The following is a 23591-nucleotide window of genomic DNA, read 5'->3' as shown; positions in this document are numbered from 1 at the left end:
TGACCATGACCGACGACATCCTTCCCCATGCCTTTGGCATGCCGCCGCTTCGCGCCCGCCTGCGCTCCACGCCGGATGACTTCCGCGTGGACGAGATGCTCGGCTACGAGCCCGATGGCGCGGGCGAGCATGTCTTCCTGCGCGTGGAAAAACGCGGCGCCAACACCGACTGGATAGCCCGCGAGGTTGCGAAGTTCGCCGGCGTGCCCCCGCTTAACGTGGGTTTCGCAGGCATGAAGGACCGCCACGCGGTCACGACGCAGATCTTCACCGTGCAGTTGCCGGGCAAGGCCGATCCGGACTGGTCCACGTTTCCGCATGCCGATGTGACGCTGACCTCGCTCGGCCGGCATTCGCGCAAGATCAAGCGCGGCGCGCTGCGTGGCAACCGGTTCGTGCTCGTGCTGCGCGAGGTGGAAGGCGACCGGGCAGAAGCCGAGTCGCGTCTGGCGTCGATCGCCGAGCGTGGCGTGCCGAACTACTTCGGCGAACAGCGTTTCGGGCTGGGTGGTCGTAACGTCGAGCAGGCCAAGGCCATGTTCGCCGGTCGCCGGGTGGATCGCGACAAGCGCTCGATCCTGCTCTCCGCCGCGCGCTCGCACATCTTCAATGGCGTGCTGGCCGAGCGCGTGCAGGCCGGCACCTGGGACGCGCCGCTCGACGGCGAAATCTGGGGCCTGGACGGTTCCCGCTCGTGGTTCGGCCCCGAGGCCTTCGACGAAAAGCTGGCCGATCGCCTGGCCCGGTTCGATATCCACCCCACCGGTCCGTTGTGGGGGCAGGGCGAGACGCCGGCCGGTGGCGCGGCGGGTGAACTGGAGCGTGCCGTCGCGGCGCGCGATCCGGAGATCGTGACGGGCCTTGCCGGGGCGCGGATGGACCAGGAGCGCCGTGCGCTGCGCCTGAAGCCGACGGACTTCGCCTGGCGCTGGCTCGACGACAACGCGCTCGAAGTCACCTTCGCCTTACCGGCCGGCGCCTATGCGACCACGGTGATGCGCGAACTGGCGACAGACCTCGTGTAGGAGCGCGCTTGCGCGCGATGGGACTCGCGATAACCCCCATCGCGCGCAAGCGCGCTCCTACAGGCTCACGATATATTCCGGGCTTGCCCTCAGGAGTGCCGCATGACCACCGTGACGCCACGTAAACCCTGGGGCCCCTTGCGCTACATCCGCGCCCGCCCGCGCCTGCTGATCGCCGCCGCGATCGCCATCGTCGCGGGCGTGCTCATGTCGTCGCTCGGCGTGCAGCCACGCCTGTCGCTGCTGCTCGGCTTCGACCTCGGCGCCATCGTCTACCTCGTGTCCATCCTGCTGATCTTCCGCGACGCCGACGCTGTCCACATGCGCCGGCAGGCCCGCGTGCAGGACAGTGGCCGGTGGACGACCCTGTTGAGCGGCGTCGCGCTTTCCGGCGTGGTACTGGCGGCGGTAAGCACGGAGTTGCAGTCGTCGTCGAAGGGCGGCGTGATGGACATTGCCGTCGCCGCGCTCACCATCGTGCTCTCCTGGGCGTTCATGAACACCTTGTTCGCGCTGCACTACGCGCACGGGTACTACGGCGACTTCGGCAAGCAGCACCAAGGCCTCGACTTCCCGAAGACGGACGATCCGGATTACTGGGACTTCGCGTACTTCTCCTTCACCATCGGCATGACCTTCCAGGTCTCCGACGTACAGATCACCACGCGCTACCTGCGCCGTATCGCGCTCATGCATAGCGCCATCGCGTTTTTCTTCAACGTCTTCATCATCGCCATCAGCGTGAATATCGCGGCTGGCAAGGCGTAGGAGCGCGCTTGCGCGCGATCGGGGGTTATCGCCAGCACCCATCGCGCGCAAGCGCGCTCCTACGTGCTTTCTGCATGCACCCGCACGCATAGCACCACGCTCAGAGATACCGCTGCCATCGCGATCCACTCGGCCGGATGCGGCCAGCGCGACTCCCACAGAAATCCGTAGAGCAGGGCGAACAGCGTTTCGAACAGGATCATCTGGCCGACGAGGGTCAGGGGCAACAGGCGGCTCATGAGGTTCCACAAGCCGTTGCCCACGATCGACGCGAACACCGCCACACCCGTACTGACGGCCGCAAAACGCAGCCATGCCGACGTATCGTGCGCATGCGCATCGAACCATAGCGCGGCAGGCACCAGCAGCAGCGACATCGCGCCGGTCGCCACCCCGGTCAGCAGGTTCCAGTCGTGCACGGACACATGCTCCAGCCGGGCCAGCCAGCGCGCGTTGCGGATGGCGTAGATCGTCCATGAGATCAGCGCGATCACGGCGCAGAGCAGGCCGCCGATGCGTTCGAAGGCGGGACGTTCGGTGCCGCTGGCCGCGAATGACTGCCAGGCGATGCAGCCGATGGCGACAAGGCTCAGCAACAGCGATGGTGCCAATCGCCGCAAGGGGACGGCGCCATGGTCGCGACTGCCGACGAGGGTCAAGCAGACCGGCAGGAAACCGATCACCAGCGAGGTGACCGCGACACCACCCCATTGCACCGCAGCGGCGAGGGCGACGTAGTAGATGACGTTGCCGAGCAGGCCGAGCATCGCCAGCGTGCGCCAGTGCGACGCCGTGAGCCAGGGGCCCAGCAAGGGCAAGCGCGGGAGCAGCAGGATCGCGGATATCGCGCCGTAGACGAGATAGCGTCCCGCCGCCAGTTGCAGCGGGGAGAAGTTGCCCACCAGTTCCGGTGCGACGAACACGGAGCCCCACAAGGCGCCGGCGAGCACGCCGCAGCCGATGCCGAGCCAGGTTTTCGTCGTAACCGCCATGGAAACCTCCGTCAGGGCCGTTCAGCATGCCAAGCGGGCAAGCCGGCGGCTTGTCGGCGGCTACGCGGTTTTAGGCCCGGACTCGCGATGCTGGCGACGGTAGGCCGCGGGGGTGATTCCCATGGCGTCGCGCATGGCGCGAGTGAGCGTGCTCTGGTCGGCGAAGCCGGTTTCCACCGCGATCCGCGCGATGGCTTCGTCGCCCCGCGCGAGGCGCTCGCTCGCGCGGCGCAGGCGCAGGTTCGCCAGCCACGTGCGAGGTGTCGTATCCAGTTCGCTGCGGAACAGCTCGTGCAGGCGACTGACGCTGAGGGCGCCTCGAGCGGCCATGTCGGCGGTGGTCCAGGGGCGGCCGGGCGCGTGCTCGACCTCGGCCAGCACCCGGGCCAGCCGCGATACCGGCCGGGGCGCCTCGCGGACGAGGGCGTCGAGCAGCAGCGGCAGCCACTGGGCGAGTCCTTCGGGCGTCTGCCGGCCCTCGTCGATGGTGAGCCGCATGTAGTCCACCAGGGCCATCGCCGCCGGTGTCATCGGCACATAGGGGCGTCCGGCGAGACGGTCGGCGAAGCTGTCGGGTACCAGCAACGGGTCGAGGTCGACGATCAGCGAGCGGTTCGGTACCTCGCCGATGGTCGTGTGGCGCGTCTCATGGGCGACGAAGGCGGCCACGGCAGTGCCGGCCCGGCCTTCGCGGCCGTCGATGTCCAGCGTGACCAGGCCGCGTACGGGCAGCACGATCTGGGCGTACTCATGCCGGTCGCTGCCGGTGTCGCCGTCGTAGCTGCGGACGTTGAGATGGGGGTGCGGAGCCATGCACCATTCTAAGCACGCAGGGCCCGCGCCGCCGAATCGGCAATTTTCTTATTGACGCGATGCCGCAATCCGGCCGATCTTCCCCATGCCCTGCGCCGTGCGCCGGGCGGATACGAGCAAGGGGGAAAACCATGCATATCCATCCATTCCTGAGGGCGGCGGGGGCCGCGCTCCTGTTGGCCCTGATATCGGGCCAGGTCGAGGCCCGTTCGGTGGACGAAACGCCGCCGGACAGTGTCTGTACGATCCTGGGTACCGCCGGTCGCTATGTCGACACCACCGTGACTGTGCGCGCCGTCGCCACCTCGCAGGGCAAGATTGCCACGTTGAGCGACGGCCAGTGCAAGGGGCAGATCGACCTCGCCATCGACGAGACCAACAGTCATAAGCGCGACGTGGCTGCGTTTCGTCGGGCCATCGCCTCGAACGGCGCCCAGGCCAGCGCCACGGTGTTCGGACGTTTCCACCCGTCCACTGACGCCAGTTCGCCGTATGTGATCGACGTCTACAGCGTGCGCGACGTGGCCGAAGTCAAATAGGGTCCGGCGTCCGCCAGCCGCGCGGATGCCAGCCGATCCACAGGCTCACCCCGAGCATGGGCAACACCGTCCAGGCCAGCGTCGTCGCGCCCGCGTGGTCGAGTACCACGCCTCCCAGCAGCCCGCCACCGGCCACGGCGCTGTTCCATCCCGTGACGAAAAGCGATTGGGCGATGTCGGCGGATGCACCGGCATTGCGACTCAGCGCCGTCTGCAATAGGGCCGGCGCACCCCCGAACGCCAGGCCCCAGACGGCCAGCGCGATGGCGAGCAGGGTCGGCGATGCCGGCCAAAGGGCGACCATCAACGCGGCGGCGATGAAGCCGACGATGCCCAGGATCACCATCGGGCGCATCAGGCGATCCCCCAGCACACCGGCCAGCCAGATGCCCACGATGGACGCGAGGCCGAAGAGCAGCAGGTAGCGATCCACCTTGTCCGCGACACCCGCCACGGCCAGCACCGGGGCGACATAGGTGTAGAGCACGTTGTGTGCGAGGACGAAGACCAGCATGGTGCCAAGCACCTGGGCCACGCCGGGCAGGTGGAACACGCGGCGCAGGTCCAGGGGGCCGGCGTCCGCCTGGCCCGGGAAGTCAGGCAGGGCGGCACGGGCCCAGGCCAGCAGGCCCAAGCTCATCACCGACATCACGCCGAAGCTCCAGCGCCAGCCGATCTGCTGGCCGAGCAAGGTGCCGGCGGGAATGCCCAGCGACAGCGCCAGGGGTGCGCCGACCATGGCGATGGCCATGGCGCGGGTCTGTTGCGCAGGCGGCACCATGCGGATCGCATACCCCGCCAGCAAGGCCCAGAGCAGTCCCGCGCTCACCCCGGCGACCAGACGCGCCACGAGGATCAAGGCGTAGGACGACGACAGGGCGGTGATCGTGTTGGCGACCATGAAGCCGGCCATCGCGGCCATGAGCAGTGGCCGCCGGCGGAAGTGCCGAGTCGTGGCGACGAGGGGAATCGCCGCCAGCAGCGAACCGATGGCGTAGACGGTGACAAGCTGGCCCACCAACGACTCGCCGATGCCGAGTCCGGCGCTCATCGTGGGCAGCAAGCCGGCGGGCAACGCCTCGGTGATGATCGTGATGAAGCCGCCGCAGGCCAGGGCAAGCAGGCCGGCCAGCGGTAGCGGCGCGGCGTCGGTGCGGGCGGCGTCCGCCGTCGCGCAGAGACTGCCATCGGGGCCGATCGTCGGCTCGCCGAAAGGTTGGGAAGACATGGCGGAACACTCCGGAAACGAATGCCCGCCACCTTAGGCAGTCGCTCATTGCGGAAAAAGACGGGTAGAGTTCGCCAGTATCCGGACAGATTTGTCCGCAATCAGGATCGCCCCATGGACAGCCTGGGCAGTCTCCAGACTTTTGTCCGCGTCGCCGAGACACGCAGTTTCGTCGACGCCGCCCGCTCGCTGGGCGTGAGCGCCGCCGCCGTCGGCAAGGCCATCGCGCGGCTGGAGCAGGACATGTGCGTGCGCCTGTTCCATCGCAGCACGCGCAGCGTCACGCTTACTGCCGAGGGCCAGCTTTTCCTGGTGCGTTGCCGGCGCATCCTCGACGAGGCGGAAGCGGCTCGCGTGGAACTGTCCGAACGCGTGGGCTCGCCGCAGGGGCGATTGCGGATCAGCCTGCCCACCATCAACGACCTCACCTTGCCCGTGCTCGCCGGCTTCGCGCGGCGCTACCCCGAGGTAGTGCTCGATCTCGATTTCACCGATCGCATGGTTGACGTGGTGGAGGAAGGGTTCGACGCCGTCATTCGCGTCGGCAAGCCCACCGACTCGCGCCTGGCCGGGCGCTATCTCGGAAGCTTCGACCGCCATCTCGTTGCCTCGCCAGCGTACCTGCGCGAGCACGGTGAGCCGAAGACGCCGGACGACCTGCTCGGCCACCTGTGCCTGCACTATCGCTATCCAAGCACGGGCAAGCTGGAAGTATGGCCGTTGCGTCATGATGGCCCCGAACTGCGTCTCCCCGAGTCGATGGTCTGCAACGACGTACAGACGCGCATTTGCTTCGCGGCGCAGGGACAGGGCATCGCGTTCGTGCCGGATCATTCCTCGCGTGGTGCGCTGGCACGCGGCGAGGTGGTCACCATTCTCGACGACTACCTCGACGCATCGAGCTGCTTCAACCTGCTGTGGCCCTCGGGCCGGCATGTGTTGCCGAAACTGCGCGTCTTCATCGACTTCATCAGCGAGCACATGTTTCCTTGTCCCGATGCGGCGTGGCGGAAGGTCGCAGCCACCTGACATCGCATCAAGCCGTCACGACGGCATGCCGTTAACCGCGCACACCACATGGATCAGGGAGCGTTACGGCGATGAAGAAGCAGCTTTCGCGATGGCTCGCACGGTGGCTCGACCTGCCGCAGGCGGTCGCGCCGCCGCACGACGACACCGCGTTCCGCACGCTGGAGCAGACCCTCGAACAGGCGCTCGACGCGGTGGTCACCATCGACGCGTCGAACCGCGTCATCTTCTACAACGCGGCGGCCGAGCGCCTGTGGGGGTATCCGCGCGCCGACGTGCTGGGTCGCAACGTGTCGATGCTGGTGCCCTTCGCGCTGCGCGCGGGTCACGATGCCCTGATCGATGCCAACCGCGGTGGCCAGCCGGATCGCATCGTGGGCACCAGTCGCGAAGTGCTTCTGGAACGGGCCGATGGCACCACGCTCTGGGCGTCGCTGGCGATGTCGCGCATCCATCTGGACCACGGCATCCACTACACGGCCTTCGTGCGCGATGTCAGCGCCGAGGTGGCCCGACGCGATGCGCTTCGCCTGTTGTCGATGGTGGCCGACCACACCGACAACGCGGTGATCATCACCGACGCCGCCGGCATCGCCGAGTACGTGAATCATGGCTTCGAGCGCATGTCCGGCTTCGCACCGGATGACATCATCGGGCGCCGCCCCGGTGCGGTGTTGCAAGGACGGGCGACCGATCCGCGTACGGTGGCCGGGGTGCGCCAGCGCCTGCATGCGGGGCAGGCGATCTACGAGGAAATCCTGAACTACCGCAAGGATGGGGAACCGTACTGGGTGTCGATGGTAATCAACCCCGTGCGCGACGCGAACGGGATGATCGAGAAGTTCGTCGCCATCATGGCGAACATCACCACCACCAAGCTGCGCAGCGAAGAGGATCGCATCCGCCTGCAAGCGATCGATCGCAGCAACCTCGTCGCCGAGTGGGCGCTGGATGGTTGCTGGCTCAACGGCAATCCGCTGCTGCGCGACCTGCTGGGCGGTGATGCGCCGCGTGGAAGCGCCAACATCCTCGAGGCGGTGGGTGCGGCGGGACGCGCGGCCCTGGACCGCCAGAGCGACGCACCGGCATCGATGGTGCTGGAGCGCCACGACGGCGGCGATCTGCGCGTGACGGCCACGGTCAGCGTCATTCGCGATTCCGAGGGTCGCTCGGCGCGCCTGGTCATGCACGGGCAGGACGTCACCGCGCGTCATGATACGGACCACCATGTGCTCGACCTGACCAGCCGCGTGGAGACGATCGCCTCGACGGTGTCGAAGATTTCCTTCCAGACGCATGTGCTGTCGCTCAATGCAGCCATCGAGGCAGCGCGTGCGGGCGCGGAGGGGAAGGGCTTCGGTGTCGTGGCGGAGGAGGTGCGCGTGCTCGCGTCGCAGTCGAAGGAAGCCGCGGACCGAATCAGCCGCCTGCTGGCCTCGGCGCGCATGCGCCTGGAAGAAACACCCTTGTAGGAGCGCGCTTGCGCGCGACGGGTGCTCGCGATAGAGCCCCATCGCGCGCAAGCGCGCTCCTACAGGGGAGGGTGTCGCGAGCCCCAAACGTTCAATGAGAGCAATCGCGCCGCCCCATCGTTCGGGGGGGGGCCGTCGCGAGGCCCCGAGCGTTACACCAAGACGACCTCGACGCCCTGTTCACGCAACGAGGCCACGTGCGCCTTGCCGGCGCTGGTGTCGGTGATCACCACGTTCAGATCGCCGATGGGGGCGATCACGGCCAGGCTGCGCTGGCCGAGCTTGCTCGCGTCGCACACGGCGACCACCTCGCGCGAGGCTTTCACCATCATGGCGTTGAGTGACGCTTCCTGCGGATCGGGGGTGGTGACGCCGACGGTGGTATCCAGGCCGTCCACGCCCAGGAACAGGCGGTCGGCGGAGAGGCGCGAGAGGGCGCGTTCGGCGTCCAGGCCCACCAGCGAATAGGAGGTCTGGCGCAGCATGCCGCCGAGCATCATCACCCGCACGGTGGGCAGGCCGCTCAGCTCCAGCGCGATGTTCAGCGCATTGGTGATCACCGTGAGCGAGCCCCACTTGCGCTGGCGGATGCAGCGAGCGATCTCCACCGTGGTGGAGCCCGAATCGAGGATCACCGTCTCGCCGTCGCCGATCATGCGCGCGGCGGCCTCGCCGATCCGGCGCTTTTCAGCCAGGCGGCGGGTTTCCTTGATGGGTAGCGGGGTGTCCTGCTGCGAGGCGTCCTGCGGCACGGCGCCGCCGTGCGAGCGCTTGAGCAGGCCGGCCAGTTCGAGGTTTTCCAGGTCGCCGCGGATCGTCACGGCGGAGACCCCATAGCGATCGACGAGGTCGTCGACGGTGACCCGGCCTTCCTGGCGTGCCCGGTCGACGATGTCGCGTCGCCGTTCCTCGATCAGCAGTTTTTTCGGTCGCGTCGTTCCGCGTCGTTCGCTCATGTCGTCGTATCAGTCCAGGCGTAGCAGGCGCGCGGCATTGTCGTGGTAGACCTTGCGCAGGATAGCCGAAGACAGGCCCAGTCCGTAGATCGACCAGCGACCCTGCGGCGGGGCGGCCGACGGGGCGTAGTCGAAGTATTCGTCCTCGGTTTCGAGGAAGCGGTAGTAGATCTCGTACAGCTCGTCGCAGAGCAACTGCTGGGGCACCGAATCGCCATAGGGCGGCGGCACGGCATCGGTACCGAACAGCACGCGGTCCTGGTAGCGCTCGATGAACTCGCGGCTGCGTCGCGGCTGGCGGCCCAGTTCGCCGATACGGGCGCTGATGTCCACCATCGTGTTCGGATAGCGGGCGAGGGTGGCTTCGAGATCGTCGAGGCGTTCGCCCTGGTTGCCCACATGCAGCAGCACGAAGGTGGTGCGCGGATGGCGTTCGATCACCCGGTCGCGGGCCGCCATCAACTGGGCGTGGCTGGGGTAGTCGGCGCCGTAGAACGACCAGTCCGGATGCTGGGCCAGTTCCTCGTAGCGCTCGTTGTGCCGGTCGGTGGGCTCGAAGAAGGCCAGGGGATCGGCGGTGTGGAGGAACACCGGCAGGCCGAAGGCGGCGCAGGTTTCCCACATCGGGTCGAAGCGACGGTCGTCGAGGCCCACCAGCGCACCGCTGTCGATGCCTTCACGAAGGTACAGGCCCAGCGTCTTCAGCAGCTTCAATCCGCAGGCACCGGCCAGCGCAGCGTGTTCCAGCGCATCGGCCTGCAACGCCGGATAGTTGGCCTCGCCGAACAGGTGGAACGATGGCTCCGTCATGGTGAGGAAGCGTCCCGGCGCGACGCGGTCGAAGCGGGCGATGGAATCCTCCAGGCCACGACCGACGCCACCGGTGAGGTTCACCATGCAATGGATGTGCTTGCGGTCCATCAACGGCAGCAGCGCGCCGGGTTCGACAAACTGCAGCATGTCCTCGCCCAGCGACACGCCGCCCCGTGTGTTGCGCATCCACGTGAGGTGGGTATGCACGTCAATCACGGGGAAGCGTGGCACCTCCACGCGGGTGGCCTTGCCGCCGAGCATGCTGCGTGGCGCGAAATCCACCAGCCGCAGGTCGGCGACGACGGGCGCCGTTTCGAGCGGGTTCTTCCCGGACGCCCGTGCCGCGCTCGCCTGTGCCTTCGACACAGGGGGGGAACAGCACAGGCAGCCGGCCCAGGCTTCGTCGTGGCGCTCGTCGGTCACAGGCCGGTTCCTATCGCGGATAACGCTTCATGATCTCATGCACCTGGCGGGTCAGCGCCACGGCCTGCTCGAACGGACGCAGCCACATGTTGCGGCCGAACATCACGCCCGTGGCACCGGACTGCATGTAGAACTCCACCTTGCGCAGCACGGCCGCGTCGTCATCGTTCTTTTCGCCACCGGAGAACAGCACGATGGTACGACCAGCTGAGCGGACCACCCGCGAGGTGCGCGCCGCGGCGTCTTCCGCGAGCGAGTCGTACGGCGCGGGCGCGCCATCGCGACGGTCGTCTGGCTCGTGCAGTTTCACGATGTCGGCGCCGACTTCCAGGGCCACGCGCGCGGCGTAGTCCTGCGCGTAGAGCGAACCCTTGCCGCCCTTCGCGTCGATGGCCGAGCCGCGCGGGTACGACCACAGCACCAGCGGCATGCCGTAGCGATCGCAGTCCTCGCGCACCTGGCGCAGCTGGCGCAGTTCGTCGTGCTGGCGCGGGGAGCCCACGTACAGCGTGTAGCCGACGGCGTCGGCGCCGAGGCGCACGGCATCCTCCACCGAGGCGAACTGCGGCGAGGTGGCGTCGCCGTCACCCGGGATGTTGGTCTTGCCGTTGAGCTTGAGGATCAGCGGCACGCGACCGGCATGCTGGCCCATGTACTTGGTGGCTAGGCCGATGCCGAGCGCGATGGCGGAAAAGTCACCGGCCTCGGCCAGACGGAACTGGTACGTCGGGTCGAGGGCGGGCGGATGGGGAAAGAAGTCCGTGGGGCCGTGTTCCAGGCCCTGGTCGAGCGGCAGTACCAGCAGGGTGCCGTTGGCCGGGCCGTGGCCGTACAGGATGCGTTGAAGGCGGGTTCGCTTGCCCGGGGGCAGGTCGAGGTTGGCGAGCGTGGGGGTTTCGGTCGAAAAGGCTTGCATGTCGGTTTTCCTCGGAGATACCCTGCAATCGAAAGTTTCGTTATCTTTCGTTTTCAGGCATACCGAAGTCAAGCCCAATGACCGTCCAACCTCAACATGTCGTTCCCGAGCTCGCCACGCTTCGTGCCGCGCCGGACGCCCGCCAGCGTGAACTCGGGTACGTGGATACCCTGCGCGAGATCCTCCAGCAGCCCGCCACGTGGCGGGTTACGGCGGGCTCCCAGGCCGCCGCGCACCGCGATCTCATCGAGCGCCTGATCGCGTTCCGTCCCGAGCACATCGTCATCACCGGCTCCGGCAGCTCGGTGTACGTGGGCGATGCCGTCGCCCCGGTGTTGCAGGCCGAACTGGGCGTGCCGGTCCGTGCGATCCCGGCCGGCGACCTGCTGACCCATCGCGCAGGCGTGCTCGCCGAAGGTCGCGGCCTGCTGGTGTCCATCGCCCGCTCGGGCAACAGCCCCGAAAGCGTGGGTGCCGTGGACGCCGTGCTGGCCCATGCGCCCTCGTGGCACCACCTGGCGATCACCTGCAATGCGCAAGGCGCGCTGGCGACGCGTTACACCGACGACGCCCGGGTGGACGCCATCGTCCTTGATGACCGTACCAACGACCGCAGCCTGGTCATGACCAGCAGCTTCACCAACCTGCTGCTCGCCGCGAGCGAGATCGCCCCCGGCGCCGCGGCACCGGCCGACGGCGTGGCCGCGCTCGCCGAGCGCATCGTCGACATCTACGTCGATGCGCTGGGTGCCATCGCGGGCGGTCGTGATACGGCGGTGTACCTCGGCAGTGCCGGCGCCTTCGGCGCGGCGCGCGAAGCGGCGCTGAAGATGCTGGAAATGAGCGGCGGCGATACCGTGACGCTCGCGGAATCCTTCCTCGGCTTCCGTCACGGTCCCATGGCCTGGCTCAACCGCGACGGCCTGCTCGTGGCGTTCCTGTCCGGCGATGCCGCGACACGCGCCTACGAGAGCGACCTGCTGCGCGAACTCAATGCTAAGCAGCTCGGTGCCACGCGCGTGGTGGTGGGGCAGGACATCGACCCCGAACTCGTCGGCCCGTCGGGCCTGGCGGTCGATCTTCCCGGACTCTACGCGTTGCCGCCCGCGCAGCAATTGCTCGTGCACACCTTCGTGGGGCAGTGGCTCGCGTTCTTCCGTTGCCTGCAACTCGGCCATAAGCCGGACACGCCGTCCGAAGGCGTGCTGACCCGCGTGGTGGGCGAATTCACGCTGCATGCGCCGGAGGGCGACGCGTGAAGCCCGTCCTCGTCGCCGGCGAACTCAACGTCGACCTGATCCTCACCGGTGTCGACGGCCTGCCGGTGTTCGGCGGGGAGATCCTGGCGCAAGGGCTCTGTAAGACGCCGGGCAGCTCGTCGATGATCTGTTCGATGGGCCTGGCGAAACTCGGCACCGCCGTGCGTTTTGTCGGTCGCGTGGGTGACGACGAGCGCGGCCGCTACTGCGTCGACGCCTTGCATCGTGCAGGGATCGACACGGCAGGCGTCATCGTGGACGACACGCTGGAAACCGGGTTGACCGTGGCGCTGTCGTCCGAGCGCGACCGCGCGCTGGTGACCTATCCCGGCGCCATCGCCGCGCTGGCGGCGGACGATGTGACCGACGCGGCCCTGCAAGGTGCGTCGCACCTGCACGTATCCTCGTATTTCCTGCAGCGCCGCCTTCGTGACGGCCTGCCGCATCTCATCGCGCGGGCGCGCCTCGCAGGCCTCAGCGTCTCGCTCGATCCTGGCTACGACCCCGACGACATGTGGGGCACGGACATCGGCGAAGTGCTGCCCTTGCTCGACGTGTTCCTGCCCAACGAGGTGGAGGCGTGTGCGATCGCCGGTACCGACCACGTCGACGACGCGCTGCGCGTGCTGTCGGGCATGTGTCAGACCGTAGTGGTGAAGACCGGCGCGAAGGGCTGCATCGGCATCGATGGCGAGGGGATCGTCCGTCGCGTTTCCGCCTTCCTCGTGCAGGCCGTCGACACCACGGGGGCCGGGGACAGCTTCGACGCGGGTTTCCTGCATGCGTGGCTGGCCCATCGTCCTCTCGATGAATGCATGCGCTGGGGCGCCGCATGCGGCGCGCTGTCGACGCGCGCGCTGGGTGGCACGCCTGCCCAGGCCGATACGGCCGAAGTGCGGGCCATGCTGGAGGGTATCGCCGCATGATCACGGTGGCCGGCTTCAACAGCGCCGTTGACCGCCTGGTCGACCTGGACGCGTTGCGGCCCGGCACCGTGCAACGTGCCCGTGACGTGGTGGCGCGTCCCGGTGGCAAGGGGGTGCATGTCGCCCAGACCATCGCCGCGCTGGGCGTGCCCTGCACGCTGGTGGGGCTCTGCGATACGGCCAACGCCCACTGGTTCGAAGAATGGCTGGCGGTGCGCGGCGTGCGCTTTCGTGGCGTGCACACCACCACGCCCTTGCGACAGTGTCTCGCCCTCCGCGAAGCCGACGGTCGCACCACCGAGATCCTCGAATCCGGCGTCGATCCCGGCGAAGACGTTCGCCTCGTGCTCGACCAGAGCTTGCGCCATTGGCTGGCCGAGGCCATGGCGCTCGTCTGCACGGGCAGCCTGCCGCCGGGTTTTTGCACCGATTACTACGCCACGCTCGCCCGCGATGCCGTGGTGCCGTGTTTCGTGGATGCCAGTGGCGCCGCGCTGCATGCTGCGGCGGCCGCGCAGCCTTTTCTGCTGAAGCCGAACGCACAGGAGGCCGGCGAACTCGTCGGTCGCGTTATCGACCATGTGGAAGACGCCGCCGCCGTGGTGGCCGATCTGGGCGAACGCGGCGTGCGGCATCCGGTGGTCACGCTGGGCGGACAGGGCGCCGTGGGTGCCGACGCGAACGGCGTCTGGCATGCGCGCCTGGACGTGGAAGGCGTGCGCAACGCCGTCGGTTCGGGGGATTGCTTCCTCGCCGGCATGGTCGTCGCGCTGCTGCGCGGCGAGGGGATGGACGAGGCCTTGCGCCTTGCGGTGGCCTGCGGCGCGGCGAACGCGCTGGGTGACGAAACGGGATACATAAGAATGGACACGGTGCGCGAGCTGTTGCCGCGCGTCCGTCTCCATCGCATCGATCGATAGAACCACAGCGGGAGAAAACACGATGGGGAAGGCGAGTCAGGGGCTTCGTTTGCTGGTGGCGGCGTGCGCCATGGCGTTGGCGACCACGGCGAGTGCGGAGGACTTCGGCAAGGGTGGCGTGTCGTTGCGCTGGACGCTCGACCAGGGCCACCTCGGTGACGTGGTCGTCACCGATCGGATCAATACCCGCGAGCTGCCCATCACGGTGCCGTTCCAGTTGACCCTCGCCGACGGCAAGGTCCTCGGTCCGGCCGACTTCCGCATCGACGGCAAGGTGACCGAGTCCACGCTGCGCGCCGACCCCAAGGCGTCGCGCGGCGCCGAACGTCTTCCCGGCAAGACGATCACCGCCCGCTTCACCGATGGCGAAGGTCGTTTCCGTATCGACCTGGCCTGGGTGCAGCGCGACGGCTCCGACTACCTGCGCGAAATCGTCACTATCACGGCCCTGCGCGCGGACGAGGCGATCCGTCGTGTCGACCTGCTCGGCGCGAAGGTGCCCGATTCCGAAGTCATGGGCTCGGTGGACGGCTCGCCCGTGGTGTCCGGCCGCGACTGGTTCGGTTTCGAGAATCCGCTGTCCAAGAGCGAAGTCCGTGGCGGCACGCAGGTAAAGCTGTGGGTCGAACGTGAGCTGCCGCTGCGCAAGGGGCAGTCGGTGACGTATTCCGCCGCGGTTGGCGCCACGCACGACAACCAGTTGCGTCGCGATTTCCTCACCTACGTGGAACGCGAACGCGCACATCCGTACCGCACCTTCCTGCATTACAACTCCTGGTACGACATCGGCTACTTCACCCCGTACACGGCCGATCAGGCGGTGGAGCGGATCAACACCATCGGCAACGACCTGGCGACGAAGCGTGGCGTGAAGCTCGATTCATTCCTGTTCGACGATGGCTGGGACGATCGCAGCGGTAGCTGGGCCTTCAGCAAGGACTTCCCCAACGGCTTCCATCCGCTGGCCGAGGCCGCGAAGAAGTTCGGCGCCGCGCCGGGTATGTGGCTGTCGCCGTGGGGCGGTTATGGTCCGCCCGCCAAGGAGCGCGCGAAGCGCGCGGGCGAGGCCGGCTACGAGATCGTGGATCATGGCATGGCGCTGTCCGGACCGAAGTACTACCAGCGTTTTCACGATGTCACGATGAACCTGGTGAAAGAACAAGGCATCAACCAGTTCAAGTTCGACGGCACGGGCAACGCGAACAAGGTGTTCCCTGGCAGCGTGTTTGACAGCGACTTCGATGCCGCGATCCACCTTATCGACGACCTGCGTGAGGCGCGTCCCGACCTGTTCATCAACCTCACCACGGGCACGCTTGCCTCGCCGTTCTGGCTGCTGTACGCGGACTCTATCTGGCGCGATGGCGAAGACGATGAACTGGTGGGCGTGGGCAGCAAGCGCGAACGCTGGATCACCTATCGCGATCGCGAGACCTTCCACAACATCGTGGAGAAGGGCCCGCTGTTCCCGCTCAATTCGCTCATGCTGCACGGGATCATCTACGCGCGCGAGAACAAGAAGCTCAACACCGATCCCGGCCATGACTTCGCCAACGAGGTGCACTCGTACTTCGGCAGCGGTACGGCCCTGCAAGAGCTGTACATCACGCCGGACCTGCTCACCACGCAGGACTGGGACACGTTGGCCGAAGCGGCGAAATGGTCGCGCGCGAATGCGGGCGTGCTGCGCGACACGCATTGGGTCGGCGGCGATCCGGGACGCCTCGATGTCTACGGATGGGCATCGTGGACGCCGGCCAAGGCCATCCTGACCCTGCGCAACCCCTCCGATAAACCACAGCTGGCGGTGATCGATCTCGATCGCCAGCTCGAACTGCCGCCCGGCGCGAAGCGTGCCTTCCAGGCCCGCAGCCCGTGGAAGGCCGACGCCGGCAAGCCCGCGCTGACGCTGGATGCCGACAAGCCGCAGACGATCACGCTCGAACCGTTCCAGGTACTGACCCTGGAACTGACGCCGTAGCACCGCGCTCCCGATCCCGGGAGCGCATCCATCGCTGGCTCATCGCAACGCGGGGGAGACGCCGCGGTGGGCCGGCTTTTGCCTCGATCAGGGCAGGCCGATCAGGGCATCCACACCGGGGAGACAAACGATGAGGTACCGAAAGTGTAGGCTGGCGTTGATGATCGCGGTCGGGCTGGCGGCGGGGCATGCCTTCGCGCAGTCCACCACAGGCAGCATCGCTGGCAGCGTGGCGCCGGACACCGGTGACAGTGTGCATATCGAAAGCGATACCGGCTTCCAGCGCGACGTGCCGATCGACGCCAGGGGCCGCTACGCCATTCCCCAGCTACCGCTGGGCAGTTATACGGTGACCTTGCGCAAGGGCGGTGCCGCCGTGCAGTCCCGCGCCAACGTGACCTTGCGGGTGGGTGTCGCCACCGACGTGTCCTTCCAGGCCGCCGGCCCGGCGCAGAACCTCGAAGGCGTCTCCGTATCGGCCAACGCGATCCCGCCGATCGACGTGACCAGTGTCGATTCGCGCACCGTCATCACGTCCCAGCAGATGGCGCGCCTGCCGCTGGGTTTCTCGGCCGAATCGGTGGCGAGGCTTGCACCGGGTGTCGTTGGCAATGCCGGTGGCTTCACCAGTGAGACGGGCAATTCGCTGATCAGCTTCGGCGGTTCGGCCGCCAACGAGAACGCGTACTACATCAATGGCTTCAACACGACGGACCCGTTGCAGTCCGCCGGTGGCCTGACGCTGCCGTACGGTTCGATCGAGCAGGAGCAGGTCTATACCGGCGGCTACAGCGCCCAGTACGGTCGCTCCGACGGCGGCGTGCTCAACATGGTCGGCAAGCGTGGCAGCAACGACTGGCATTTCGGTGGCAAGGTCAGCTGGGACCCGGCCTCGACGCGTGCGTCTTACAACAACACCTATTACCAGAATGGCCTGCCACCGGTACCGGTCGCCGGTTCGCTGTACGTACCACGCAGCAAGAACACCACCTGGAACACGGTGTATGACGCCTATGTCGGCGGCCCGCTGGTCAAGGACAAGCTGTTCTTCTTCGCCAGCGCCGAATGGGCCAAGAGCGAAGGCAAGCGTCTGGGCGACGTGACCTCGACCAGTCCCTATACCTCGTACACGTACAAAATGCCCAAGTGGTACGGCAAGCTCGACTGGAACATCGACGACAACAACATCCTCGAACTCACCGGCGCCTCCAACAAGCGCCAGACCAGCGGCGACATCTATCGCTACGACTACAACGCGCTGAGTCGCGGCGACCTGCTGGGCCACTCCGATGACGTGAAGCGTGGTGGCACATTGTGGAACGCCAAGTACACGGGCTACCTCACCGACGCGCTGACCCTCTCGGCCCAGTACGGCAAGATGCGCACGAGCAACTACGTGCTGCCGGTGGGCTACAACGACGGCCTGACCTATATCAGCGGCACGCAGAACCAGAACCCGCTCTACACCGGTGGCTCGCCGCGCACGATGGGCCAGACGGTATCGAGCATCTACGACCCCGGTCAGGGCAATCGCTCGTCGAACCTGCGCGTGTCGCTGGCCTGGGCCATCGGCGACCACACGATCACGGCCGGTATCGACAACCTGGATTCGCAGGCCGTCGACCAGGGTTCGAAGACAGCCGGTCCGGGGTATTCCTGGTCGTACGGCTACACGACCAATCCCGGCAACGCCCTCGCGCCGAAGCTGGGCGTCGGTGCGCCCGGCGCGTTCCCGAACGGGGCGGGCGGCTACTACGTGATGAAGAACGTGTCGTCCTCGGTCGCGAGTGTGCGCTCGCGCCAACGCGCGCAGTACATCGAGGACCAGTGGCAGGTGAACGACCGCCTGCTGCTTTCGCTGGGCCTGCGCAACGACCAGTTCACCAACTACAACGCCAACGGCCAGGCCTATATCGCACAGACGAAGCCACAGTGGGCGCCGCGCCTGGGCTTCAGCTGGGACGTCAATGGTGACGCCTCGTTCAAGGTGTACGGCAACGTGGGACGCTACTTCCTCGGTTCGCCGCTGGCTCCGGCGCTCAGCGCGGCGGGCGCCTATACGAGCACCACGCAATATTTCACGTATTCCGGTATCTCGCCCGAAGGCCTGCCCATCGGGCTGACCCAGATGTCCGGCCCCGTCTCCGCCAACAACGCCTTCGGTATCCTGCCCGATCCACGCACGGTCACCGCCAAGGGGCTGAAGTCGGAGTACCAGGACGAATACATGCTCGGCTTCAGCAAGAGCATGGGCGACCAATGGGTGTACGGCGCCAAGCTCTCGCGGCGCGTGCTGCGCACCGCCATCGACGACTTCTGTGACGTGGACCGCATCAAGGACGCAGCCCGCGCGCAGGGCGTGCAGGCGGCCTCGGTCAACAGTTGCTACCTGGTCAACGGCGGCAAGGGCAACACCTTCGTGGTGCTCGACGCGGCCGGTGGGGCGCACGACGTGAAGCTCACCCGCGACCAGCTCGACTTTCCCCGGCTCAAGCGCAACTACTACGGTCTGGACGCCTTCCTCGAACACCCCTTCGACGGCAAATGGTACGGCCGCGTGGATTACACCTTCTCGCGCAGCTACGGCAACACCGAAGGCCTGACCCAGTCGAACGTGCAATCCAATGGCCCGTCGCAGTCCGAGGACTGGGACTTCGGCCAGCTGATGACCTACAGCGGCGGCCTGCAAGGCAACAACCACAAGCACCAGTTGAAATTGTATGGCTATTACCAGGTGACACCGGAATGGCTGGTCTCGGCGAACCTCGCGCTGATCTCCGGCAGCCCGGCCGTGTGCCTGGGTCTGTTCGGGCCGAACAACGAGGACCCGGCGGGCTACAACTCCAACTACCACTTCTGCAATGGCCGCCCGGCGCCTCCGGGCTCCACGGGCAACATGCCCTGGCAGCGCCAGCTCGACCTTGGCGTGAAGTATGCGCCGGCCTTCGCGGGCAACAAGCTTGGGTTCCACCTGGATATCTTTAACGTTACCAACAACCAGGTCGCCCTCAACATCAACCCGCACTACTACCTGGACGCCACCGCCTCCCCCAATCCGTTGTACCCTACGCCTCTGGTGCTGCAGGACCCTCGTTACGTCCGTTTTTCCGTCACGTACGACTATTAAGGGGTGATCGATGAAGGGTAGGGTAGTGAGCGTATTGGCCGGCGTCGCCATGGCGTTGGCGATGCCGTCGTGGGCCGGGTCGCCGCTGGCGATCGATGGCGACCATTTCGTCAGGGACGGCAAGCCCTGGCTGGTCCGTTCGGGAGAGATGCATTACCCCCGGATACCGCACGAGGCCTGGCGCGATCGACTGCGCAAGGCCAAGGCGATGGGCCTCAATACGATCACCACCTACGCCTTCTGGAACGTCAACGAGCCCGAGCCCGGGAAGTTCGACTTCTCGGGCGACGGCGACATCGCATCCTTCGTGCGCATCGCGAAGGAAGAAGGCCTCGACGTGATCCTGCGTCCGGGCCCGTATGTGTACGCCGAGTGGAATTTCGGCGGCTTCCCGGCGTGGCTCCTGCGCACGCCGGGACTTCGCGTGCGCAGCTACGATCCGCGTTTCCTCGCCGCCACCGACGCCTGGTTCAAGCGCCTGCACAAGGAGCTCGAGCCGCTGCTCTCCAGTCACGGCGGCAACATCGTGATGGTGCAGGTCGAAAACGAATACGGCTCCTATGGCGAGGATCGCGACTACCTCGAAGCGATCCACAAGCAGATCGTCGACGCCGGTTTCGACGTACCCCTGTTCATGTCCAATGGACCGGGCCCCGGTCGCATGGAGCCCGGCACCCTGCCGGGCCTGCTGCCGGTGATCAACTTCGATGGCGATGCCGCCGACGCGAAGGAAGCCTTCGACGAATCGGCGCCGTACCTGAAGGGCTACCCGAAGATGACCGGCGAATACTGGTCCGGCTGGTACGACCGCTGGGGCGAGCCGCACCAGACACGTACCACGGCGGTGGCGACAAGCGCGGTGGGCTGGTTCATCGACAACAAGGTGTCGTTCAACCTGTACATGGTCGATGGCGGCACCAACTTCGGCTGGATGGCCGGGGCCAACGAGGAAGACCACGTCTACAAGCCGGTAACCACCAGCTACGACTACGATGCACCGATCGACGAAGCCGGGCGCCTCACGCCAAAGTACATGGCCTTGCGCAAACTCATTGGTGCCCACCTGAGTCCCGGCGAGACGCTGCCGAAGCTGCCCGCGTCCTCGCCGACGATGGCGATCCCGACGTTCAATCTCGACGCGTCGGTTTCGCTGCTGGACGCGCTGCCCGCCTTGTCGAAGCCGCAGGCGTCGGTGCGTGTCCGGCCGATGGAAGCCTTCGACCAGAACTACGGCCTGATCCTTTATTGCAAGCGTCTCGACGCCGACGTGAAGGGCGACCTCAATGTCGGCGCAGTACGCGATTTCGCCACGGTCCTGGTCGACGGCCAGCCGCGCGGCACGCTCGATCGGCGGTTGGGGCAGCGCACCCTAGCCACGCCGCTGAAGCAGGGCGATACCCTCGACCTGCTCGTCGAGAACATGGGCCGCGTCAACTTCGGTTCGGCCGTGCCCGACGAGTACAAGGGCCTGCGTCACGAAGTGAGTATCGGCAAGGACGTGCTCTCGCAGTGGCAGGTCTATCCGCTACCCCTGAACGATCTGTCGACCCTGCCGTTCCACCCCGGCCTCGACGCGAAGGGCCCGCGCTTCCTGCGCGGTGGCTTCGCACTGGACAAGGTTGCCGGCGGTAGCTTCATCGACATGCGCGGCTGGTCGCAGGGCCACGTCTGGATCAATGGCCACCACCTTGGTCGCTACTGGAACATCGGCCCCCAGCAGACCCTGTTCGTGCCCGCCGAATGGCTGCGCAAGGGACGTCACGACGTAGTTGTGCTGGAGATGGGCGAAAAATCGGCCGGCAAGCTGGCTGGATTGCGCGATCCGGTGTTCTCCACGCGCTGACGCTAGCCTTCAGCAGGGCTCCAGCGTCCAGCCATCCGGGCTGACCTCCAGGCGGTGGGTCAGCGCGATCCGCTCCAGGAACACCTCGTCGTGGGAGACCACGACGAGGCTTCCGTCGTAGTGGCGCAGCATGTCTTCCAGCGCTTCGAGGGCGGGAAGATCGAGGTGGTTGCCCGGTTCGTCCAGTAGCAGGAGCCGCACAGGAGGATCGGCGAGGATGCCCCGTGCGAGACAGGCGGCGAGGCGCTGGCCGCCGCTGAGCGATCCGCTGGGTGAGATGGCCGCGTGCGCGTCGAGCCCCATCAGGGCGAGCCGGCTGCGCAACGCGCCTTCGTCGATGCCCGGCTGATCGTCCGTCATGGTATCGACAAGGGATCGCGCCGGATCGAGGCCTTCCAGTCGTTGATCGAGCCATGCGACCGGCACGGGCACGTGGCGCTCACCCTGCAAGGGCGCAAGCATCCCGGCCAGCACACGTAGCAGGGTGGACTTCCCTGAGCCGTTCGAGCCTACGACGCCGATGCGCTGTCCGGCGAGGATGGTCAACGAGATCGCACGCGCGTCACCCCTTACATAAGGCAAGACCACGTTATCCAGAAGCGCCACGCGTTGCGGCCCTTCACCGGTGGACGACGTCGCCATATGCAGGGCAGGGCGTCGGTCCACGCGCATGGCGGCATCACGTACACGCTGATCCAGCGTTTCGCGGCTGCGCTCGTTCTGTTCGCGCAAACGCGCAGCGGAGTTTTCCGCCCCCTCTTTGCGCCGACCGAGCAAGATTGGCGCCTGGTTGGCTTCGCGTCCCTCACGGGCACCGCGCGCCTGTCGACGTTCGGCGCGTTCAGTGCGCTCTCGCAATAACCGTTCCTCGCGTCGCCGCTCTGCCTTGCGTTGGGCCAACTGGTTCGCTGCGGCGTCGCGCTCCGCGTCGCGAGCTTGCGCGTAATCATCGTAGTTGCCGCCGTAAGCACGTAACCCTTGCTCGGACAATTCGACGATGCGCTCCATGCGACGGAGTAGGGCGCGATCATGACTGACGACGATCAGGCCCCGATCCCATGCCATGAGCCGTTCTACAAGCGCCTGCCGGGAAGCGTGATCGAGATGGTTACTGGGCTCATCCAGAATCAGCATGTCCACGTCAGACAGGAATGCACCCACCAGGGCGACACGTGTGGCTTCGCCACCACTCAGCGACGAGGCTGCTGTGGCGCCATCCAGATAATCGAGTCCATGCCGTGCCAGTTCGTCGCCGAGACGACGCGCCACGTCCCATCGATCTCCTACGGTGTCGAAGTCGTTGGGATCACTGCTTCCTGCTTCGATGCGAGCGAGCGCACGGACGATATCGCCCTGTCCCGCGATATCCGCCACGGTAAGTCCGACATCGCGAGGGATGTCCTGTGCAAGGTAGTGCACCACGCCGTGCGCCACGACGCGGCCACCCGCTGGCGTGAGTTGGCCGGCCAGCAAGCGTGCGAGCACGCTCTTGCCTACGCCATTGCGTCCGACGAGGCCCGTGGGTGTGGTGTCGAAGGAGAAGTCGAGTCCGGAGAACAGTGCGCGGCCGTCCGGCAAGACATACGAGACGCTATCGAGCGTCAGAAGAGTAGTCGTCATGCGATGAATTCCAGGGATGCGAAAAGACGCCCGTGGGGGCGGACTTCCTGGCCGTTGGTAACGGCGGCATCACTGGCGCATTGGACGAGTACCTCTATGGGAAGGATGATGGCGCGATGGTACCACGGGAGGGGGATGCGGTTAGCCGCTGCGCGGCTCGTGTGTTTAGCGGCGTTCGCCGCTTTGCGCTCGGACGTTACGTTGTGCCCCGGGCGGATTGGCCCTTGGGGCCTTCGGCGCAGTCCTTCGGAGCGGGCCGTTACACGGCCCTCTGCTCAGGCGGCCCCAAGGGCCAACCTGCCCGCGACGTGGAGGGCGCGCAAACAGCGAGGCAACCTACAAACCCCCTCACGTCGTTCCAGCGCACGCTGGAACCCAGGGCGATGCAGTGGGTTGTCGCGAGTACGTCACCTACGTAAAAGCCGATGAAGCGTCGACGTGTTGCTGGTGAACCGAGGCGCTGGAATCCAGCGCGATGCGATGGGTTGTCGCGAGTGCGTTACCTACGTAAAGGCCGATGCAGCGTCGTCATGTTGCTGGTGAACCGAGGTGCTAGGTTCCTGCGTGCGCAGGAACGACGGTGAGGTGACTTGTAGGAGCGCGCTTGCGCGCGATCCCGCGTAGCGGGCCAGGTCATCGATAACGTGTGATCGCGCGCAAGCGCGCAGCGTTTTTCAGAATCCTTCCATATGCAAGCACGCACGTAATTTGCTACCGTGCACGCGTTGTTTGCGGGTTCGTGTCACGTGTCGGCAAACAACCATCGCTCGTAAGCGGTAAGAAGCGCGGGCCAGAGGTGTACCACCACCTCTGACCCGCTAACCAGCAATCAACCATAGGAGTTGACGATGGCTAAGCCAAAGTCTAAGGCATTCTCACACCCACCGCCCGACCCACGCGGTCCACGGACGTCCCGGAGCCCTTCCGGACGCGGCTAAACG

18 protein-coding genes are annotated in these 23591 nt (G+C 66.5%); 11 read left to right on the top strand and 7 right to left on the bottom strand.

All coding sequences use genetic code 11. From position 1 onward, the window contains the following. Positions 1-5: 5 nt before the first annotated feature. Entirely contained in the window at positions 6-1025 is a 1020-nt protein-coding gene (gene truD, locus GAK28_RS17060; protein WP_291781851.1) for a tRNA pseudouridine(13) synthase TruD, read from the top strand. 102 nt (positions 1026-1127) lie between these two features. After that, a complete protein-coding gene (locus GAK28_RS17055) occupies positions 1128-1793 on the top strand; it encodes a DUF1345 domain-containing protein (protein ID WP_291781849.1) in 666 nt (221 codons plus the stop codon). A gap of 59 nt (positions 1794-1852) precedes the next feature. Here the strand turns inward: GAK28_RS17055 and GAK28_RS17050 are convergent, their stop codons facing one another. Together GAK28_RS17050 and GAK28_RS17045 are read right to left on the bottom strand one after the other, a co-directional pair. After that, entirely contained in the window at positions 1853-2785 is a 933-nt protein-coding gene (locus tag GAK28_RS17050) for a DMT family transporter (protein WP_291781845.1), read from the bottom strand. Positions 2786-2845: 60 nt separating this feature from the next. After that, positions 2846-3598, bottom strand: coding sequence for an AraC family transcriptional regulator (locus tag GAK28_RS17045; RefSeq protein WP_291781842.1), 753 nt, complete (start codon positions 3596-3598; stop codon positions 2846-2848). Positions 3599-3729: 131 nt separating this feature from the next. On the opposite strand from GAK28_RS17045, the gene GAK28_RS17040 reads away from it, so the two are divergent. Continuing rightward, positions 3730-4137: a hypothetical protein gene (locus GAK28_RS17040; protein ID WP_291781839.1), complete on the top strand. Its 408-nt coding sequence runs from the start codon at positions 3730-3732 to the stop codon at positions 4135-4137. Here GAK28_RS17040 and GAK28_RS17035 read toward each other — a convergent pair. Continuing rightward, positions 4130-5365, bottom strand: a complete 1236-nt coding sequence (locus tag GAK28_RS17035) for an MFS transporter (RefSeq protein ID WP_291781836.1) — start codon at positions 5363-5365, stop codon at positions 4130-4132. The genes GAK28_RS17040 and GAK28_RS17035 overlap by 8 nt on opposite strands. A 114-nt stretch (positions 5366-5479) precedes the next feature. On the opposite strand from GAK28_RS17035, the gene GAK28_RS17030 reads away from it, so the two are divergent. Both GAK28_RS17030 and GAK28_RS17025 read left to right on the top strand, forming a co-directional pair. Further along, the gene (locus GAK28_RS17030) at positions 5480-6394 is read left to right on the top strand and encodes a LysR family transcriptional regulator (protein WP_291781832.1); all 915 of its coding nucleotides are present in this window, start codon (positions 5480-5482) and stop codon (positions 6392-6394) included. Positions 6395-6465: 71 nt separating this feature from the next. Next, positions 6466-7866: a PAS domain S-box protein gene (locus GAK28_RS17025; protein WP_291781829.1), complete on the top strand. Its 1401-nt coding sequence runs from the start codon at positions 6466-6468 to the stop codon at positions 7864-7866. A 152-nt stretch (positions 7867-8018) separates the two neighbouring features. Here GAK28_RS17025 and agaR read toward each other — a convergent pair whose 3' ends face one another. Genes agaR through GAK28_RS17010 form a run of 3 tightly spaced genes read right to left on the bottom strand, consistent with a single transcriptional unit; the run spans position 8019 to position 10974 of the window. Continuing rightward, positions 8019-8822 carry a transcriptional repressor AgaR gene (agaR, locus tag GAK28_RS17020; RefSeq protein WP_291781825.1) on the bottom strand — a complete coding sequence of 268 codons (804 nt, stop codon included), beginning with the start codon at positions 8820-8822 and terminating at the stop codon, positions 8019-8021. Positions 8823-8831: 9 nt separating this feature from the next. Then, positions 8832-10058: an amidohydrolase family protein gene (locus GAK28_RS17015; RefSeq protein WP_291781823.1), complete on the bottom strand. Its 1227-nt coding sequence runs from the start codon at positions 10056-10058 to the stop codon at positions 8832-8834. Positions 10059-10068: 10 nt separating this feature from the next. After that, positions 10069-10974 carry a fructose-bisphosphate aldolase gene (locus GAK28_RS17010; protein ID WP_291781820.1) on the bottom strand — a complete coding sequence of 302 codons (906 nt, stop codon included), beginning with the start codon at positions 10972-10974 and terminating at the stop codon, positions 10069-10071. A gap of 77 nt (positions 10975-11051) precedes the next feature. Between GAK28_RS17010 and GAK28_RS17005 the strand changes: the two genes are divergently transcribed. The 6 genes from GAK28_RS17005 (at position 11052) to GAK28_RS16980 (ending at position 21030) form a co-directional block, all read left to right on the top strand. Continuing rightward, positions 11052-12233 (top strand): SIS domain-containing protein, encoded by a 1182-nt coding sequence (locus GAK28_RS17005; protein ID WP_291781818.1) that lies wholly within the window; start codon positions 11052-11054, stop codon positions 12231-12233. After that, positions 12230-13159, top strand: a complete 930-nt coding sequence (locus GAK28_RS17000) for a carbohydrate kinase family protein (protein ID WP_291781815.1) — start codon at positions 12230-12232, stop codon at positions 13157-13159. Before GAK28_RS17005 ends, GAK28_RS17000 begins: the two co-directional genes overlap by 4 nt. Beyond that, positions 13156-14079, top strand: coding sequence for a 1-phosphofructokinase family hexose kinase (locus GAK28_RS16995; protein ID WP_291781812.1), 924 nt, complete (start codon positions 13156-13158; stop codon positions 14077-14079). Before GAK28_RS17000 ends, GAK28_RS16995 begins: the two co-directional genes overlap by 4 nt. 70 nt (positions 14080-14149) lie before the next feature. Then, entirely contained in the window at positions 14150-16060 is a 1911-nt protein-coding gene (locus tag GAK28_RS16990) for an enterotoxin (RefSeq protein ID WP_291781809.1), read from the top strand. A 130-nt stretch (positions 16061-16190) separates the two neighbouring features. Further along, a complete protein-coding gene (locus tag GAK28_RS16985) occupies positions 16191-19187 on the top strand; it encodes a TonB-dependent receptor (protein ID WP_291781806.1) in 2997 nt (998 codons plus the stop codon). A 10-nt stretch (positions 19188-19197) separates the two neighbouring features. Then, positions 19198-21030, top strand: a complete 1833-nt coding sequence (locus tag GAK28_RS16980) for a beta-galactosidase family protein (protein ID WP_291781803.1) — start codon at positions 19198-19200, stop codon at positions 21028-21030. Between the two features lie 9 nt (positions 21031-21039). Here the strand turns inward: GAK28_RS16980 and GAK28_RS16975 are convergent, their stop codons facing one another. Continuing rightward, complete coding sequence (locus GAK28_RS16975; RefSeq protein ID WP_291781799.1) at positions 21040-22650, bottom strand: ABC-F family ATP-binding cassette domain-containing protein; 1611 nt, start codon at positions 22648-22650, stop codon at positions 21040-21042. Between the last annotated feature and the right edge of the window lie 941 nt (positions 22651-23591).

This window comes from Luteibacter sp., from assembly GCF_009912395.1.
Taxonomy (GTDB): domain Bacteria; phylum Pseudomonadota; class Gammaproteobacteria; order Xanthomonadales; family Rhodanobacteraceae; genus Luteibacter.
This window is presented reverse-complemented; position numbering and strand designations above follow the sequence as displayed.